General features: G+C 63.4%; 20 protein-coding genes. 9 read left to right on the top strand and 11 right to left on the bottom strand.

Annotated features, from left to right (window positions below; all coding sequences use genetic code 11):
• Together BP737_RS04050 and BP737_RS04045 are read right to left on the bottom strand one after the other, a co-directional pair.
• On the bottom strand, positions 1 to 681 hold a 681-nt coding region (locus tag BP737_RS04050; protein ID WP_342685949.1), incomplete at its 3' end, for an archaellin/type IV pilin N-terminal domain-containing protein.
• A gap of 162 nt (positions 682 to 843) precedes the next feature.
• The gene (locus tag BP737_RS04045; protein ID WP_292410443.1) at positions 844 to 1,779 is read right to left on the bottom strand and encodes a PEGA domain-containing protein; all 936 of its coding nucleotides are present in this window, start codon (positions 1,777 to 1,779) and stop codon (positions 844 to 846) included.
• Between the two features lie 365 nt (positions 1,780 to 2,144).
• Here BP737_RS04045 and BP737_RS04040 point away from each other — a divergent pair, with 365 nt between their 5' ends.
• Positions 2,145 to 2,552 (top strand): bacteriohemerythrin, encoded by a 408-nt coding sequence (locus BP737_RS04040; RefSeq protein ID WP_292410441.1) that lies wholly within the window; start codon positions 2,145 to 2,147, stop codon positions 2,550 to 2,552.
• 153 nt (positions 2,553 to 2,705) lie between these two features.
• Positions 2,706 to 3,185, top strand: a complete 480-nt coding sequence (locus tag BP737_RS04035) for a DUF4367 domain-containing protein (RefSeq protein WP_292410439.1) — start codon at positions 2,706 to 2,708, stop codon at positions 3,183 to 3,185.
• Positions 3,186 to 3,378: 193 nt separating this feature from the next.
• Here the strand turns inward: BP737_RS04035 and BP737_RS04030 are convergent, their stop codons facing one another.
• Both BP737_RS04030 and BP737_RS04025 read right to left on the bottom strand, forming a co-directional pair.
• A complete protein-coding gene (locus BP737_RS04030) occupies positions 3,379 to 3,966 on the bottom strand; it encodes a nucleotidyltransferase domain-containing protein (RefSeq protein WP_292410437.1) in 588 nt (195 codons plus the stop codon).
• 99 nt (positions 3,967 to 4,065) lie between these two features.
• The gene (locus BP737_RS04025) at positions 4,066 to 5,790 is read right to left on the bottom strand and encodes a M28 family metallopeptidase (protein WP_292410435.1); all 1,725 of its coding nucleotides are present in this window, start codon (positions 5,788 to 5,790) and stop codon (positions 4,066 to 4,068) included.
• Positions 5,791 to 6,523: 733 nt separating this feature from the next.
• On the opposite strand from BP737_RS04025, the gene BP737_RS04020 reads away from it, so the two are divergent.
• From BP737_RS04020 to argB, 5 genes are read left to right on the top strand one after another with little or no spacing between them, the layout of a single operon-like run.
• Positions 6,524 to 7,432 (top strand): ADP-ribosylglycohydrolase family protein, encoded by a 909-nt coding sequence (locus tag BP737_RS04020; protein WP_292410433.1) that lies wholly within the window; start codon positions 6,524 to 6,526, stop codon positions 7,430 to 7,432.
• Between the two features lie 25 nt (positions 7,433 to 7,457).
• Positions 7,458 to 8,444 (top strand): N-acetyl-gamma-glutamyl-phosphate reductase, encoded by a 987-nt coding sequence (gene argC, locus BP737_RS04015; RefSeq protein WP_292410430.1) that lies wholly within the window; start codon positions 7,458 to 7,460, stop codon positions 8,442 to 8,444.
• Between the two features lie 10 nt (positions 8,445 to 8,454).
• The gene (locus tag BP737_RS04010; RefSeq protein ID WP_292410503.1) at positions 8,455 to 8,940 is read left to right on the top strand and encodes a CBS domain-containing protein; all 486 of its coding nucleotides are present in this window, start codon (positions 8,455 to 8,457) and stop codon (positions 8,938 to 8,940) included.
• On the top strand, positions 8,937 to 10,088 hold the full coding sequence (argJ, locus tag BP737_RS04005) for a bifunctional ornithine acetyltransferase/N-acetylglutamate synthase (protein WP_292410428.1): 1,152 nt from the start codon (positions 8,937 to 8,939) through the stop codon (positions 10,086 to 10,088). The genes BP737_RS04010 and argJ overlap by 4 nt, the downstream gene beginning before the upstream one ends.
• Entirely contained in the window at positions 10,085 to 10,954 is an 870-nt protein-coding gene (gene argB, locus BP737_RS04000) for an acetylglutamate kinase (RefSeq protein WP_292410426.1), read from the top strand. The genes argJ and argB overlap by 4 nt, the downstream gene beginning before the upstream one ends.
• A gap of 9 nt (positions 10,955 to 10,963) precedes the next feature.
• Here the strand turns inward: argB and BP737_RS03995 are convergent, their stop codons facing one another.
• Entirely contained in the window at positions 10,964 to 11,248 is a 285-nt protein-coding gene (locus BP737_RS03995; protein WP_292410425.1) for a chorismate mutase, read from the bottom strand.
• 100 nt (positions 11,249 to 11,348) lie between these two features.
• Between BP737_RS03995 and BP737_RS03990 the strand changes: the two genes are divergently transcribed.
• Positions 11,349 to 11,936: a peptidase M50 gene (locus BP737_RS03990; RefSeq protein ID WP_292410423.1), complete on the top strand. Its 588-nt coding sequence runs from the start codon at positions 11,349 to 11,351 to the stop codon at positions 11,934 to 11,936.
• Positions 11,937 to 12,041: 105 nt separating this feature from the next.
• On the opposite strand, the gene BP737_RS03985 is transcribed toward BP737_RS03990, so the two are convergent.
• The 6 genes from BP737_RS03985 to BP737_RS03960 are packed head-to-tail and all read right to left on the bottom strand — an operon-like array spanning position 12,042 to position 14,748.
• A complete protein-coding gene (locus BP737_RS03985) occupies positions 12,042 to 12,710 on the bottom strand; it encodes a flavodoxin family protein (protein ID WP_292410421.1) in 669 nt (222 codons plus the stop codon).
• The gene (locus BP737_RS03980; protein WP_292410419.1) at positions 12,707 to 13,318 is read right to left on the bottom strand and encodes a flavodoxin family protein; all 612 of its coding nucleotides are present in this window, start codon (positions 13,316 to 13,318) and stop codon (positions 12,707 to 12,709) included. The genes BP737_RS03985 and BP737_RS03980 overlap by 4 nt, the downstream gene beginning before the upstream one ends.
• A gap of 41 nt (positions 13,319 to 13,359) precedes the next feature.
• Complete coding sequence (locus BP737_RS03975; protein WP_292410417.1) at positions 13,360 to 14,007, bottom strand: peroxiredoxin; 648 nt, start codon at positions 14,005 to 14,007, stop codon at positions 13,360 to 13,362.
• Between the two features lie 5 nt (positions 14,008 to 14,012).
• On the bottom strand, positions 14,013 to 14,363 hold the full coding sequence (locus BP737_RS03970) for a carboxymuconolactone decarboxylase family protein (protein WP_394339229.1): 351 nt from the start codon (positions 14,361 to 14,363) through the stop codon (positions 14,013 to 14,015).
• Between the two features lie 5 nt (positions 14,364 to 14,368).
• On the bottom strand, positions 14,369 to 14,494 hold the full coding sequence (locus BP737_RS03965) for a desulfoferrodoxin FeS4 iron-binding domain-containing protein (RefSeq protein ID WP_292410413.1): 126 nt from the start codon (positions 14,492 to 14,494) through the stop codon (positions 14,369 to 14,371).
• Between the two features lie 23 nt (positions 14,495 to 14,517).
• Positions 14,518 to 14,748, bottom strand: coding sequence for a zinc ribbon-containing protein (locus BP737_RS03960; RefSeq protein WP_292410411.1), 231 nt, complete (start codon positions 14,746 to 14,748; stop codon positions 14,518 to 14,520).
• Between the two features lie 147 nt (positions 14,749 to 14,895).
• Between BP737_RS03960 and BP737_RS03955 the strand changes: the two genes are divergently transcribed.
• Positions 14,896 to 15,297 (top strand): flavodoxin family protein, encoded by a 402-nt coding sequence (locus BP737_RS03955; protein WP_342685948.1) that lies wholly within the window; start codon positions 14,896 to 14,898, stop codon positions 15,295 to 15,297.
• Positions 15,298 to 15,304 lie beyond the last annotated feature (7 nt).

The raw sequence follows: 15,304 nt of genomic DNA, 5'->3' as shown, positions 1-15,304 counted from the left end.
GGTCCTTGATCCGTCTTCAATTGTCCAGTTCCACTTCGTAATGGCCCCGTCGTCGAAGGAATCGGACCCATCAAGCACTAAAAGGTCGCGGTCGACGAACCCGAGGTTCTCGGTCTCGATGGCGAGGTGTACGACCGGCGTCGGCTGCTGGAATGTCCGCTCGAAGGTATTGTAGAGCGATGTCATCACCCGAATATTGAGGGCTTCGCCGGTGCCGACGAAGAAAGGTTCGTCAAAGTTCGAAGTAAAGTTGACCTGCACCTCTCTGCTCTTCCTCGCCGGGATCAGGAGCCGCTTGGACTGGTTCAGGTCGTACGGCGTCTCGTTGTAGGTGTAGTTCTTAACGTACCTGCCGTTTACGCTGATGGCGGTCACGTACGAGTCCACGATATTCATATTCTGGATGGTAAGGTTGAGCGTGCTCCAGTTCCCGGAATAGTCCATGGTAGTATTGTAGTCCTTCCAGAACGTCTTGTTGTTCGTAGGATCGATATACGGCAGGCTCAGGTTCTCGTTCTCTACGCTCCGGATATGGCTCTGCCGCTCCATATCCTCCTTCTGGAACTCCGAGATCATGATGGCGAGGCCGACCGCTGCAGTGACGGTGATCAGGATGAGCAGGAGCGTGCCGACGATGACCGACACCCCCTCTTCGTTCTCTCGCAGGCGAACCGCAGCCATATGAGATTATGGGCGTTTCAAGAATATAGAAATTTCGAAAACACACTATAGAGTTATATAAGATCTCAAGGGATTATATCTTGCGTGCCGCCGGGTCCCGGACGGAGGAAGCATGGGACGCCTGCGTCTCACGACGCACCGGGCGTCCCCTGCGTATCAGCCCTAATCGTCCTCGGCTTCGAGTTCCGCAAGCTTCGCAAGCCTCTCATCCATATCCCCCTCCGTGTGTTCACCCCCTCCGGAGAAGAACCCGGTGATGAACTCGGCGATGCCGCCGAAGAAGCCGGAGACCCCCTCGATGATCCCGCCGATGACCGGGATTCCCTCTTCTTTCGGGACCGGCTGGAGGATGGCCGAGATCCTGGTCGTTTTGCTCCCCTCCACGTCGATGCTCGACGACCAGGTGTGGTAGCCGGTAAGGTTGACGGCGACGATATGCTCGCCCGCCGCGATATCCCTGAGGGTGTACGGGGTGGTCCCCTCCACCCTGTCGTCTACAATCACGAGTGCCCCTTCCGGCACCGACGATATGGAGAGGATTGTAGGGGCGGGCGTGGGCGTGAACGTGGGCTCCGGTGTCGGCGGCACGTACTTCTTTGTAATCGTACCTTCTTTCAGGTGGGTGTAGTGGCTTTCGGGAAGAGGAGAGCCCGTCGGGTCCACCTGCCAGACCTTGAGCAGCGTGATCTCTGTGCCGACCGGTTTTTCCGGCACCTTCCCTTCGACGGTCAGGTTGATCTTCATCGACTGGCCCGCATACTCACTGTACGAGAGCGAAAAACCGGGGATGATGAAAGAAGGGTCCTTGGCCGTCTCTCTGAGCCGTATATCGCCGTCAACAATGACTTCATACGTCCACCGTACTTTTTCCAGATCGCTCCGGCAGCGAACGGTATGGTCTTTCGGGAACGTCGAGCCGTTCAGGTACTCGAACCGGATGACGGTGGATAGGGTCACGTCTTCCTGCGTCGTGAGCGAATCCGGGTTCACGGAGATCCGTTCCCTGTAGCCTTCTACATGGAACGCGGAAACGGACGTGACGACTCCTGCAGCAAGCAGGATGAAGACGAGTAAAATTATATATCTGTCCTCTTTCATATGGTCCCCGGCCCTATTTGCGCGACACTATATACTTTGACAATTTACAATATATCCTTTCCGGGTAACGGATCGGGACGAAGCGCGGAATTCCGCACATCGGACCCGGGATCGATACCGTTGACCCCCGGGGAGTGCCGTACCGCTCCGCGGATAAGCCGGTGCCTGCAACAGGTGCGGTGAAAACCCACCGCGACGGCAGGGAAGGAGTCCACGTCCCCCTTTGAATGCATCGTAGAACGAGGGAGTGACCCGGAAATGTTCCGCTCTCTGATTTCGGGCGTGAACCCGCCAGGTTCCTTCTCCGCCGGCAATGTTCGTAACAAACCGAATTAATTATACGTAAGGAATCACCATCCCTTTGTATGGCATTCATGAAGTGGTCCGACGACCTCTCCGTCGGCGTCGGCGAGATTGACGGTCAGCACCAGCGGCTCGTATCGCTCATCAACGCCCTTCACGACGCGATGCTGGAAAAGAGAGGAAAGGAAGTCCTCGGGAAGGTGCTCGCGGACCTTGCCGCCTACACCCAGTATCACTTCTCGGCCGAAGAGCAGTATATGCAGAAGTTCGGCTACGGCGACTATGCCGCGCACCGGCGCGAGCACCAGGCCTTCGTCGCGAAGGTCGGCGAGTTCGCGAAGGGGTTTGAGGAAGGCAGGCTCGGCCTCTCGATCCAGGTGATGAACTTCCTCCGCGGGTGGGTGGCGACCCACATCCGGGGGTCGGACATGCGCTACACCGGCTGCTTCCATGAGCACGGCCTCTCCTGACCGGCCCGAGAATTAGCTTTTTGGCACAGAAAAGATATATGGGCCCGGGCGAAATCCTCCTCCGTGCGGATACCGGCATCGGCCCCCCGCAGGGGAGCAACTTTCCTCTGCGTCCGGCCGTACAACTCCGCACAGGATTCCCGAGGAACTGCTATGAAGTATACTCTCCTCTTTCTGGCTCTCTGCCTCATCATCGCTGCCGGGTGCACCGGCACGGAACCCGAGGCGGCCACGCCGGAGTCTGCGGGCACGCTCGATGAAGCCCGCGAGGTCTTCGGCCCCGATATCCCCGAACCGTCTTACCTCCCCGAAGGCTACACCTTTGAAAACGCCGTCCGATACCCCGACGGCAGCGTCACGCTCATCTACAACGGCACCGCCGGCGACCTCCGGGTCACAAGGCTCTCGTCTGCAGACGCCCCGTGCCCCGACCCGACGGTCTCCGGAAACAAAGAGTGGACCTCCCAGGGCAACGGGATCGTCGGCAGGTTGGTCTACGAGAACGACGACCGCTCGGAAGGCTCCCTCTGGCGGCTCCGGTGGGACTGGAACAACGCCTCCTTCTGCATGACGGGCAGCCTCCCCGCAGAAGAAATAATGAAGATTGCCGCATCGGTGGTCGTCGGGAGATGACCGGAACGGTCGCGAGCCCGTCGTTCTCTCTTTTTTGTAACGCCTCCGCCAGCGCTCCCTCAGGGTTCCGGTATTCTTCCTACGTATTCCGGTGACGGCTGCCCGTGCCCTTCACCGGAAACCGGGGCCCGAACCGGGATCTCCCGCGCCCGTCTTGCCCTCTATAGGAGTGAAATAATCGGGAGAAACCGGGTTATCGTTCCACCGCCTTCTCGACGAAGTGTTCGACGCCTTTGATCAGCACATGGTTCCGGAGCACTTCCCGGAGGAAGGGGTCCTTATGGATATCGCGGTCAAAGACCTCCGGCGGGTAGACGGTGAGGTGGATCTCGAGGCCGTAGGTCTTCCCGATCTTCTCAACCTCCTCCACCCGGAATTTTCCGGCAACGAATAGGTCGAGATCGGCTCCCTCGTCTGCGGTCCCCTCAGCGTGGCTCCCGAAGACCGCACCGCTCCCCTCGATCAGGGGGACGATCCGGTTGAGAACCCCGGCGACGAAGGGTTTCTCCTCCTCGAAGCAGATCCTCCGGTAGACCTCTGCAAGGATGCAGAAGTCCCGTGCGTGATCGCCCTGCTGCAGGGAGAACAACCGCGTCTTGCCCTTGATGGCGGAGTGAAGGACCTGCTTCGCCTCAAGGTACTCGAGGTCCAGCTGGACCGTTCCCCGGCTGATGGGGAGGTATTTGCAGACCTCCCGGACGTATATCTCGCGATCGTAGCCCTGGGTGAAGAGAGAGAGGATCCTGAGGTGGTCCTCTCGAATGTCCAATTTTTTAGGCATATATTCAGGATATTGGAGAGTCTTCCGTATCAGGATTCCGGTCGGCGGGCGGTCCCCCTGCGCGGTCCGGGTGAAGAGGGGAGTATAACCGCTGTCGGGTCAGCGGAGGACGAGAGCCCCGGTCCCCGCGGCCTCTCCGTCACCCGCGCTGCAGGAGATGCTCCAGCGGTAGAGCCCCGGTCCGTCCGGTTCCAGCCAGAGCCCGATCTCCTCCCTCCGGGTGTCGTTGAGGAGCGGAACGTCGAAGAACCGACGATCCAGGTTCCGGTCGCCGGGACCGTTCATGCGGAACTCCACCGTCTGCAGGAACGCATCCCCGGTGTCCCGGTAGTCGCACCCCACCGTGATCCCGTAGACCTCGCCGGGGCTGTAGTTGCGGGTGTAGTTGCGGGCCGACGCAGAACAGGCAATACCGCCGGTCTCGTCGATCTGCAGGAGTCCGCCGTCGAGATCGACCGTCCGGGCGTTCCGCAGCGAGAAGTCGGCCCGGTCGACCCCGAGGACCGCTCCGTCGGTCCCGTAGGCCGCGATCGTGAAGGAGTGCGGCCCCCATCCCGGGAGCACCGGCCAACCGTCTTCGAGGTCCCGGATACGTATCCCGTCGAGGTAGCCGTCGACCCGGGCAACCTCTTCCGGCCGGTCGAGGCGGTAAGAGAGGGGGACGGTCACAACGGTGAAGTCGCCCCGGAGATCGTCGTCCGGTTCGGGCCCCCAGGGGATGGTAATTCCACCGCCCGATACGGCCGGCGGCGCGATCTCCGCCCCCTCCCCCGTGGCCGTCGCAACGGTTTTCGCCCCGCCGGGGCCGTAAGCGACCGCCTGCACGACGTGCTGGCCCTCCGGAAGGGTGACCGACCCCGGCGGGAGCGCCCCGAGGTTGATGCCGTCCACGATCGTCTCGACCGGCGCATTACCCGGGGGCGTCAGGACAACCGTCCCGTTCTCGACCCGGATGGCTATCTCCGGCCCTTCGTCGGCCGCGTCGATCCCGACAATCGCCCCGGTGACGATCCGCGCGCACTCCGCGGCGAGGGTGTAGTTGAGCCTCTCCGGCCGGTCGTCGGGTGTATGGACAACCGAACGACTATCCTGCTCGTAGACCCGGAGCACCGGTATCCCCGCGGCCCGGAAGGCGTGCCCGTCGTCCCGTGCAATATCAAACGGCAGTTCAGGCTCCTCCCCGATGCAAGCCGACGGCGGGAGCGCTTCGAGGACCCACCGGTGCTGGGGGAGCACCGAGACCAGGAGCCGGTCCCCGGAGGCCACGCAGTCGAGGTTCACCGCGACCTCTATCCGGTCGCGGAGGTCCGGGTTGTCGGCAAGCCACCGTGTACTCCCGTCAAGCCCGGTCTCCTCGCCGCCGAAGGCGACGAAGTAGACCGTCCGGTTCAGGGGAGTGTCGCCGAGGACCCTTGCGACCTCGAGCATCGTCGCCACGCCCGCGGCGTTGTCGTCGGCGCCGGGCGTCTCCGGGATGGCGGTGTCGTAGTGCGCGGAGACGACGACGATCCGGTCGGTCGCCCCTTCCCTGACGCCGATGATGTTCGAAGAGAGGGCAAGAGGCGGATCGAAGTAGCAGTTTATATACGCGAACCGCCCCGTGCCGACGGAGAGCCCGAGTTCCTCCATCGCCCCGGCGATATAGGTCGCCGCTGCAGTTCGCTCTTCCGACCCTAACGCCCGCTCGAAGGTGCAGAGGTCCCGGGTCGTCTCCTCGATCCCTGCGGGGTCGGCCGCAGAGCCCTCAAGGGCGGCCGTCGGCGTGGTCCCGGCAAGCACGATCAGGAGCATGGCCCCGACCGCCCATATCGATCTTCGCTGCATCTTCAAGTCTTCCCGGCTGCGGAGTACCCGGGACCGCGCCGGTCTCCCGATTGAAGGATTCAACTTCGCGATATAAGAGATTTTGGCTGCAGGAACGGACCGGCGCGGTCCCGGCCCGTTGCGGCGGTTTCAGGATCGAAAGTCGGTCAGATGGACTCGACGTTTAACTTTTCGGCACAGAAAAAGCCCATAGAAACACAGATATCTTCATTGTGGAAGGAGAGAATCGTTACCGAGATGCGCGGGGGTCCCCCCATCCCCGGTTGACAGCCGGATGAGAGAGCCCCGCATACCCGGAGGCAATCATTACTTCCGTATCAATAATATTTAAATATTCCGTATTCCACCTCCGGTACCGAAACGATCCGGGGGGTCGGACCTGCCGGAAGGAAAAATCGGCATACGGGCCGCCTCCTCGTCGCAGGGGTGCGGTGCCGTGACGACAGGACCAATTCCCGTTTCTTGCGTGGCCCTCGGGCCCGGGAACCTCCCGTCGATCCCGCCGTATGATCGAACGGAGAACAGCGGCAACCGGCACGGCGTTCTCCCGGGTGGTATGAGGCGCCGGACGCCGAAATACGGTGCCCACATCCCCTTCCGGAGAAAAACTGCCGGGTTGCGGAGCACTCTCCTCTTCAACTGCTGTCGTTTCTGTTTCGGGGCAGAGGGGCGCGCACCGTATGACAACCGTATGACAACCCTTAAGAGGAATCTTAAGAGAGATACTACTCAAATGCTCGATCAGTTCAAGGGCTGTCTCCTCGGGGCCGCCATCGGGGACGCGCTCGGCATGGCGCGGGAGAGCACGCCGCCCGACTTCCAGCGCCTCCACGACGGCTACCGCCGGGCGTGGCGGGGGCACCCGAACGCCGGGCTGAAACCCGGGCAGTTCACCGACGACACCCAGCTGATGCTCCTCGTAGCCGGGATGCTTGCCGACGGCACCTACTCGGAGAGTGCGTATACGGCCGCCCTTGTCCGGATGTACATGAACGAGGAACTGCGGTTCCCCGACGGCGCCGTGGACGCCGCGTGCCGTCACCTCCTCCTCACCGACGGCGGCAAACCTGGCGGAGTCTCCTCCAACACCGCCGGCTGCATCAGCATCGCCGTCCCGTTCGGGCTCGCCTACGGCGAGCCGGTCGACGTCACCGAGCGGGTGGCCCGGGCCTGCAGCGTCACCCACACCCATCCGGCGGCGCACGCGGGCGCGATCACCGTCGCGATGCTCGTCCACTACGCCGTCCGCGGCCGCCCCGACGCTCTCCCCCTCGCCGAGAAGCACGCCTGCCTTGAAGACGTCCCCCTCGGCAACAAGATCCACGCCGCCGTCCGCCTCGCAAACGAGGGGATCAGCCTCGATAGCGCTCTGTCGGTGATCGGAAACGACGTCACCGTCTACCAGACCGTCCCGCTCGCGTTCTTCCTGATCAGCCGGATTCGCGACATAGCCGACCTCCTCACCACCGCCGCTCACGTCGGAGGAAATACCGACACCATCGCGCTCATCTGCGGTGCCTACGCGGGCGCGATCTACGGAAAGGCCGCTCTCCCGCGTGACCTTCTCGACGGACTCGAAGGACGGGACGAGATCGAGTCTACGGCCGCCCGGCTTTACGAACGATGCACCGCAAAGCCTTAAGATTCTGTAAAAGACACCCTCTCTTATGGATATTGCGATCATCGGTGCATCCGGATACACCGGCGGCGAGTTGATGCGGCTCCTGCTGAACCACTCCTCCGCCGAGGTCGTCACGGCGACATCCCGGAAACTGGACGGCACCCCCGTCGCCTCGGTCCATCCCCACCTCCGGGGACTGACCGACCTCACCTTCCGGAACATCGGAGCCGGCGATATCGATGCCGATTTCGTCTTCCTCGCCGTACCCCACACGGCGGCGATGAAGGTTGCAGGGACGCTTGTAGAGCGGGGGATCAGGACCGTCGACCTCTCGGCCGACTACCGGCTCGCGAAGGATGTTTACGAGAAGACCTACGGCGTGCCCCACGAGGCCTACTTCAAGGCCCCTTACGGTCTCCCCGAACTCCACCGCGACGAAGTCCGCGGCGCCTCCTTCGTCGCGAACCCGGGGTGCTTCCCGACCGGGGCGACGCTTGCGGCGGCACCGCTTGCGAAATACGCCCACACCATCATCTACGACTCGAAGACCGGGGTCTCCGGGGCCGGAAACGCCCCCTCCGCGACCACCCACTACGGAAACGTCGGGGACAACTTCAGCGCCTACAAGTGGACGAACCACCGTCACCTCGCGGAGATGAAGCAGGAGGTCGCCCGGCTCGGCTCGGACGCCCGGTGCTACTTCACGCCGCACCTTCTCCCGGTGAACCGGGGCATCCTCACGACGGCCCATATCCTCCTCCGGGAGCCGATGGAGCAGGAAGAGGTCGAGGCGCTCTACCGGAAGTTCTACGAGGGCGAATTCTTCATCCGCAACCAGAGACCGACCCTCGCCGCCGTGCGGGGAACGAACTTCTGCGACGTGGCCGTGGAGAGCGAGGGCGACCGGGTCGTCGCGGTCTCGGCAATCGACAACCTGGTCAAAGGCGCAAGCGGCCAGGCGATCCAGAACATGAACCTGATGTGCGGGTTTGCGGAAGACGACGGTCTCCGCAGCGCCGGGATGCTCCCCTGAGGTGGCGATGATGCTGGTCAGGGACGTTATGACCCCGGACCCGGTGACCGTCCGGGTCGATTCGCCCGTGAGCGAAGCCGCGGGGCTGCTCCGGAAGTACCATATCGGCGGGCTTCCCGTAATGGACGGGGAGCGGGTGGCGGGCATCGTCACCGAGACCGATATCCTCTCGCTCCTCGATACCGGCGACCTCTCCGACGACCTCTGGCTCCCGTCGCCGCTCGAGGTGATCGAGGTCCCGGTCAGGGAATTCATCAACTGGGGAAAGACACGGCGGGCTCTCGCCGATATCGGCAACCTGGAAGTGCGGCGGGTGATGAGCAGACCGGTGATCGCCATCGACGAAGATGCCGATATCGTCGATGCGGCAAGCCAGATGCTCCACGAGGGGATCGCACGCCTCCCGGTGCTCCGCGATGGAAAACTGGTCGGGATCGTCACCCGGGCCGACATTGTCCGGGGCATCGGCGCCTCTCCCCGGGAGGAAGAGGCATGAAGAGCATCTGTGCTGTCGAGGGCGTCGACGCCGCCGGGATCAAGGAAGGAAAGTTCGGGCTCGCCCTGATCCGGGCCGGCGGTACGGCGGCCGGGGTCTTTACGTCGAACAGGGTGCGGGCGGCCCCGGTCGAGGTGATGATGGACCGGATGCGGAGAGGGACCCTCGACGCCGTCGTCGTGAACAGCGGGTGCGCGAACGCCTACACCGGCGAACGGGGATACCGCGACGCGGTGGAGATGTGCGGCATCGCGGCCGGTGCACTCGATCTCGACCCGGCGTCGGTCGGCGTCGCGAGCACCGGGGTTATCGGGAGATACCTCGACCTTTCCCTTATCCGGGACCAGTGCGGGCGGGTAGCCCCGCTCCTTACCCGGAGCGCCGGGGCCGAGGACGCCGCGGCACGGGCGATCATGACCACCGACACCTTCCCGAAACACGCGCTCGTCAGGACGGAGTCGTTTGCCGTCGGCGGGATCACCAAAGGGAGCGGGATGATCGCTCCGAACATGGGAACGATGCTCGCCTTCCTCTACACCGACGCGGAGGTCCCGGCCCCGGTTCTCCACGATATCCTCCGGCAGGCGGCCCGGAGGTCCTTCAACCGGGTCGTGGTCGACGGAGATACGAGCACGAACGACGTCGCTCTCTGCACCGCGACCGGCGCCGCCGGCCGGGTGGACCGCGATGAACTTGCGCGAGCGGTCGAGACCGTCTGCCGCGACCTCGCGGTCCAGATCGCCCGCGACGGCGAAGGGGCGACGAAACTCCTCGCGGTCACGGTTCGCGGCGCTCCCGATGAAGACGCCGCCGCTGAGGTGGCGCGGACGGTCGTCGCCTCCCCGCTCGTCAAGACGGCCGTCTACGGCGAAGACCCGAACTGGGGCCGCGTGGTCGCGGCCGCCGGCAGGGCCGGGGTCGCGTTCGACCCCTACGCGGTCTCGCTCTCCGTCGGGGAGGACGCCGGGCGGACGCCGCTCGTCCTCCGCGGCGAGATCGTCGCCGACCTCGCAGGAGCGAAGGCTGCAATGCGCGGCGATACCGTCGCGTTCGACCTCGACCTCGCCGCGGGCGACGGAAAGGCGACGGCGTGGGGGTGCGACCTCACCGAGAAATACGTGGAGATCAACGGGAAGTATACGACATGAAACGAGAAGACGTGCTGATTGAGGCACTCCCCTACATCCAGAAGTTTCACGGCAAGACGATCGTGATCAAACTCGGCGGCCACGCGATGGTCGACCAGGTCATCCTCGAGACGGCGATCCGGGACGCCGTCCTCCTCCACTACGTGGGGATGAAGGTCGTCCTGGTCCACGGCGGCGGCCCCGAGATCACCGCAAAGATGCAGGCGATGGGAAAGGAGCCCCGGTTTGTCGGGGGGCTCCGGATCACGGACGCCGAGACCCTGGAGATCGCCCAGATGGTCCTCGTCGGCAAGATCAACGACGGGATCGTCTCCCTCATCGCGAACTGCGGCACCCGTGGGGTCGGAATCTCCGGCAACGACGGCAACCTCCTCATCGCCCGGAAGATGGAGCCCCGGCGGGTGAAGGTGGGCGAGGTCATGCAGGAGGTGGACCTCGGGCAGGTCGGCGAGATCGAGGAGGTCGACCCCGAGGTGCTCCACTGCCTCCTCGCTCAGGGCTACATCCCGGTGGTGGCACCGATAGCCATCGACCGGCAGGGCCGGAGCCTCAACATCAATGCCGATACCGCGGCGGCCGAGATCGCGATCGCTCTGGGGGCCTTCAAACTGGTCAACCTCACGGACGTCGACGGGGTGATGAACGCCGACCGGAGCATGGTCTACCACCGGCTTGCGCTCGCCGAAGCGGAGGCGATGATCGGCGAAGGGGTCATCGCCGGCGGGATGATCCCGAAACTTGAAGGGTGCATGAAGGCGGTCAGGAACGGCGTCGCGAGCGCTCACGTCGTGAACGGCAACCGGGAGCACAATCTGCTCCTCGAGCTCTTCACCGACCAGGGCGTCGGGACGATGCTCACCCCGTAACTTCTTTTTTCACGGCAGGCTGCCGTCCCCGCTGCACTCCCGCTGTCGCTCTTCGTTCATCTCGACCAGGACCTCGAAGATCTTCCGGACGGCGACCGGGTCGATCCGGCTCTCGGCGGCGTAAGAGAACGCCCGGTCGAGGACGGCCCTTCGCTGCGCTTCGTCGCGGATGGAAAGACCGTTCTCCTGCTTGAGGCGGACGATCTCCGCCGCCAGCCTCTGCCGCTCCGCAACCAGATCGATGATCTCTTCGTCGATCTTGCGGATCTCGTCTCTCGCGGCATCCAGGGACATACTCCATGGTTGGCCGTTGTTGGGGGATAAACCTGTGGATCTGACGCCGGTCCCGCGGGAAGCGAAGGATATTATGATCCCGATGCAAACCTGATACCGGATGCTGGAACGAATACCCGCTCGCGAACGCCGTGACCTCCTGATCGCGTGGCTTGCCATCTCGATAGCCTTCACCCTGATCTTTGTCAGGGGCGGGGTGACGTTCGACGAGTTCATCCTCCTCTTTGTGATGTCCCTCGTCACGGTGGGGGTCGCCTTCGTCCTCCACGAACTGGCGCATAAATTCGCCGCCATGCGCTACGGCTACTGGGCCGAGTTCCAGAAGGACAACCAGATGCTCCTCGTCGCCGTGGTGATGGCGGCGCTCGTCGGGATCGTCTTTGCAGCGCCGGGGGCGACTTACATCTACGGAAACGTGACAAAGACCGAGAACGGGCGGATATCGGCGGCGGGGCCGATCACGAACCTCCTGCTCTGCATACCCTTCGCGGCCCTGATGCTCCTCTCCGGCGGCGGGTTCCTTGCCCTCGTGGGCCTCGTCGGGCTCCGGGTCAACGCGATGATCGCCACCTTTAACATGCTCCCGATCAGCGTCCTCGACGGGGCGAAGGTCCTTGCCTGGAAGCCGACTGTCTTTGCCGTGCTCATGGCCGCCTCCGCCGGGCTCCTCGTCTGGTCCCTCCTCTGAGGGGTCGGTCCTTCCATCTTTTTGCCGATTGCAGCGCCTTTCGGACGGTTCAATGCCCTGTCGCTCTCCCGGCTCCTGCTCCGCGCAAAAAAAGAGTTTTTCGGCCTATTTCGTCTCGTCCGGGTCCGACGGCGCTCCCGGTGAAGGTCGAGTCTCCGCATCGTTCTGCGCCCGCATCTCCCGGAGGAGGGCGACAACGCTCCGCCCTTTCCCTCGGGCCTCCGCGAGCGCGGTGGGATGCCCCGCGATCCCGCCGTAACGGTCCATGTCGTTTGCGATGACGTTGTCCCAGTACTCGAACCCGGTGGTGTTGAAGAAGGCGGTGACCGCCGGAAACGCCGCGTCGAAGACGTTGTCCCACCCGAGCCCCGCGGTCGAGACGAAGAGCCCTTTATGCCGCCGGATGTGCCCGGCAGTGAAGTAGAGATCCTTCAGGATGAACTTGCGCGCCCAGAGGTACTGGGCCCGGTCGATCAGCCCCTTCGTCTCCGCCGTGATCCCCATCGAGTAGATCGGGGAAGCGAGGACGAGGACGTCGGCGGCGGCAATTTTCTCGAAGACCGCCGTCAGGTCGTCCCGGAGAACGCAGACCCCCGTCCGGTGGCAGGCGTTGCATCCCCGGCACGGGGCGTAGTCGAGCGTCCGGAGGACGACCTTCTCCACGTCGGCCCCCGCCTCGCGGGCGCCCTCAAGAACGGCGTCGAGCAGGGTCTCGGTGTTCCCGTGCCGCCGGGGGCTGCCGGAGAGTCCGAGGACCGTTACGGGCTCGCTCACGCCACTCCCGCCTCCCGCAGGTGCCCGACGACCTCTCCCGCCAGGGCCCGCGCGTCGGACTTCGCGGTCGGGTGACGCTCGATTGCGCCCTTCTCATCGACGCCGTTCACCATCAGGTACCGGATATCCCGGTTCCGGACGTCGATGACGTGGAAAAAGCACTTCACCGAGGGGATCGCCGCATCGAAGACGTAATCCCAGGTCTGCCCGGCGGTCGCAAGGAAAACCCCGGCCCGCTTCCCCTTCCGCTCCGGCGGGACGACCGGGAGATGGAGGACGTACTTCCGGGAGCGGAAGACCTGAGCCCGGTCGACCAGCGCCTTCGCCTGGGCGGGAAGGCCCATGCAGTAGATCGGCGCCGCAACGACGATGCAGTCGGCCGCGACGATCCGGTCGTAGAGGTAGTCCATGTCGTCCCGCTGGACGCACCTGTTGAGCGTCTCACAGAGGTTGCACCCGCGGCAGGGCCGGATATCGGCCTTTGCGACGACGATCTTCTCGACCGCGGCCCCCTCCTCCTCCATTGCCGCGAGCACCCAGTCGAGGAGGGTCTCCGAGTTCCCGTGGCGGCGGGGCGAGGTAGCAAACGCGAGGACGTCGATGGTCATTATACAGAATGGTATCCGGGCGGAGCAAAAAAGATACGGGTTTAGAGTTTCTTGAAGCAGAGGTACCAGTCCTTGCACTCGTACCCCTCCTTCAGCCTCTTCTCGATCCCCTCGGGGGTCGTCGGGGCCGGGACGAGGACCTTGTCTCCCGGCTGCCAGTTCGCCGGCGTCGCGATATGGTGCTCGTCCGAGGTCTGAAGGGCCTTCGTGAGCCTGAGGATCTCGGGCATGGATCGGCCGTTGGACATCGGGTAGTAGAGCATGGCACGCATGATCCCCTTATCGTCGATGAAGAAGACCGTCCGGATGGTGGCGGTGTTGCTCTGCCCGGGATGGATCATCCCGTAACTCTTCGCAACCTTCATGTCGAGGTCGGCGATGACCGGGAACGGGATCTCCACACCCATCTTCTCCTTGATGCTTCGGACCCAGGCAAGATGCGAGTGGACGCTGTCGATGGAGAGACCGACGAGCTGGACGTTCAGTTTCGCCAGTTCGTCGGCGATCCCGGCAAACGCCATGAACTCCGTGGTGCAGACCGGCGTGAAGTCGGCCGGGTGGGAGAAGAGGATGACCCACTTCCCCCGGAGGTCGGAGAGTTTCAGGCGTCCGTGGGTGGTCAGCGCGTCAAATTCCGGTGCCGCCTCCCCGATGACCGGAAGGCGCGGCACAATCTCTTCGGTTTCCATAATTTTCACTTCCTTGGGCGGTTGCCCAGATACTCCTCGAGGGCGGTCTTGCCGTGGACGTAGGCCGGCATCCCCGCAAGCAGGAACGCGACCCGGAGTCCCTCCTCGATCTCCTCCTTCGATACGCCGAGGCTCCCGGCACCGGCCATCTGTGCCCGGACGGCGTGTCCGTCCCGGAGCGCGGCGGCGATTGCGATAGCGATAATCTTCTTCGTCTGTTTCGAAAGGGCGCCGTCGGCCCAGATCAACTGGTCGAGCCCCATGACGCTGCCGTAGAGGTCGGGGTCTGTCTTCTTGAGTTCTTTGAAGATCTCGGGCACTTTCCCGATCTTCTCTTCCAGTTTCTTCTCTTCCATCTCCATCACTCCTCAAGCACCATCGGCTCACCGCAACAGACCAGTTCGCCGCCGCCGGCTTCCAGAACCTGGACCACGTTTCCGCAGATCTCACAGCGGTAGACCTGCCCTTTTGCTGATACGTTCACCATTTCTCTCACCTCAACTGACCCGGTCACTCCTTCCTCTTCGGGGGGTTCATGACGTCTTCCGGCGTCTTGATGTCGGGCCTGATATGGGTCATCGGGAAACAGTTATACATTTCGCAGGCGCAGGTCGGACACCTGACGAGGTCCGCATCGGTGCTTTCGATCCGGACCTCCCGTCCGCAGTCGACACAGACGTAGCGGCCCGGGCCCGGCTTCTCTCCTGCCTTTGCTGTTGTTCTTGTTCCTTGTTCAACCACAGAAAATCACCAGACTGGTAATATCATTTCAAGGTATTTAGCAGTTGTCACCCTGACAAGAACCGGTCCGACCGGGTTATCCGGCTATCCGGGCCCGTGCCGGGGGAGGTCGCATCTATTTAATAGAGCCGTGCATAACCTTGCACCATGCCGAAGAAAGTTATCGCCCTGCTCGGGAGCCCCCTCCTCGACGGGAACACCGCCCGCCTCCTCGACGAGGCCATCCGCGGTGCGGAGGAGGCCGGGTGCGAGGTCGAGCGGATAGCGGTCGCGCATCTGGACATCCTGCCCTGCATGGAGTATTTCCAGTGCAAGGAGAGCGACACCTGCCTGATCCCGGACGAGATGGCCGATTACTACCGGAAGTTCCGGGAGATGGACGGCCTGATCATCGCGACCCCGGTGATGACAATGGGCGTCCCCGGGAGGCTCAAGTCCTTCATGGACCGGTTCCAGGTCTTTTACATGGCGAAGTACCACCGGTTCCAGGTCTTTTTCCGCCGTTCGGGGGAGATGAAAGACCGTCCCCGGTGGTACTTCGCCATGTAAAAGACCT

The organism is Methanoculleus sp. UBA291, assembly GCF_002499755.1.
In the GTDB taxonomy this organism is placed as follows: Archaea; Halobacteriota; Methanomicrobia; order Methanomicrobiales; family Methanoculleaceae; genus Methanoculleus; species Methanoculleus palmolei.
Note: the sequence above shows the minus strand (reverse complement) of the source record. Positions and strands in the feature narration are given on the sequence as shown.

Coding starts and splice junctions, on each gene's coding strand:
- BP737_RS03980 (WP_292410419.1), bottom strand. CDS start 13,318: ATGACCATCGACGTCCTCGCGTTTGCTACCTCGCCCCGCCGCCACGGG.
- argC (WP_292410430.1), top strand. CDS start 7,458: ATGGATATTGCGATCATCGGTGCATCCGGATACACCGGCGGCGAGTTG.
- argB (WP_292410426.1), top strand. CDS start 10,085: ATGAAACGAGAAGACGTGCTGATTGAGGCACTCCCCTACATCCAGAAG.
- BP737_RS04025 (WP_292410435.1), bottom strand. CDS start 5,790: ATGCAGCGAAGATCGATATGGGCGGTCGGGGCCATGCTCCTGATCGTG.
- BP737_RS03995 (WP_292410425.1), bottom strand. CDS start 11,248: ATGTCCCTGGATGCCGCGAGAGACGAGATCCGCAAGATCGACGAAGAG.
- argJ (WP_292410428.1), top strand. CDS start 8,937: ATGAAGAGCATCTGTGCTGTCGAGGGCGTCGACGCCGCCGGGATCAAG.
- BP737_RS03965 (WP_292410413.1), bottom strand. CDS start 14,494: ATGGTGAACGTATCAGCAAAAGGGCAGGTCTACCGCTGTGAGATCTGC.
- BP737_RS04035 (WP_292410439.1), top strand. CDS start 2,706: ATGAAGTATACTCTCCTCTTTCTGGCTCTCTGCCTCATCATCGCTGCC.
- BP737_RS04010 (WP_292410503.1), top strand. CDS start 8,455: ATGCTGGTCAGGGACGTTATGACCCCGGACCCGGTGACCGTCCGGGTC.
- BP737_RS03975 (WP_292410417.1), bottom strand. CDS start 14,007: ATGGAAACCGAAGAGATTGTGCCGCGCCTTCCGGTCATCGGGGAGGCG.
- BP737_RS04020 (WP_292410433.1), top strand. CDS start 6,524: ATGCTCGATCAGTTCAAGGGCTGTCTCCTCGGGGCCGCCATCGGGGAC.
- BP737_RS04045 (WP_292410443.1), bottom strand. CDS start 1,779: ATGAAAGAGGACAGATATATAATTTTACTCGTCTTCATCCTGCTTGCT.
- BP737_RS04040 (WP_292410441.1), top strand. CDS start 2,145: ATGGCATTCATGAAGTGGTCCGACGACCTCTCCGTCGGCGTCGGCGAG.
- BP737_RS03970 (WP_394339229.1), bottom strand. CDS start 14,363: ATGGAAGAGAAGAAACTGGAAGAGAAGATCGGGAAAGTGCCCGAGATC.
- BP737_RS03990 (WP_292410423.1), top strand. CDS start 11,349: ATGCTGGAACGAATACCCGCTCGCGAACGCCGTGACCTCCTGATCGCG.
- BP737_RS03955 (WP_342685948.1), top strand. CDS start 14,896: ATGCCGAAGAAAGTTATCGCCCTGCTCGGGAGCCCCCTCCTCGACGGG.
- BP737_RS04030 (WP_292410437.1), bottom strand. CDS start 3,966: ATGCCTAAAAAATTGGACATTCGAGAGGACCACCTCAGGATCCTCTCT.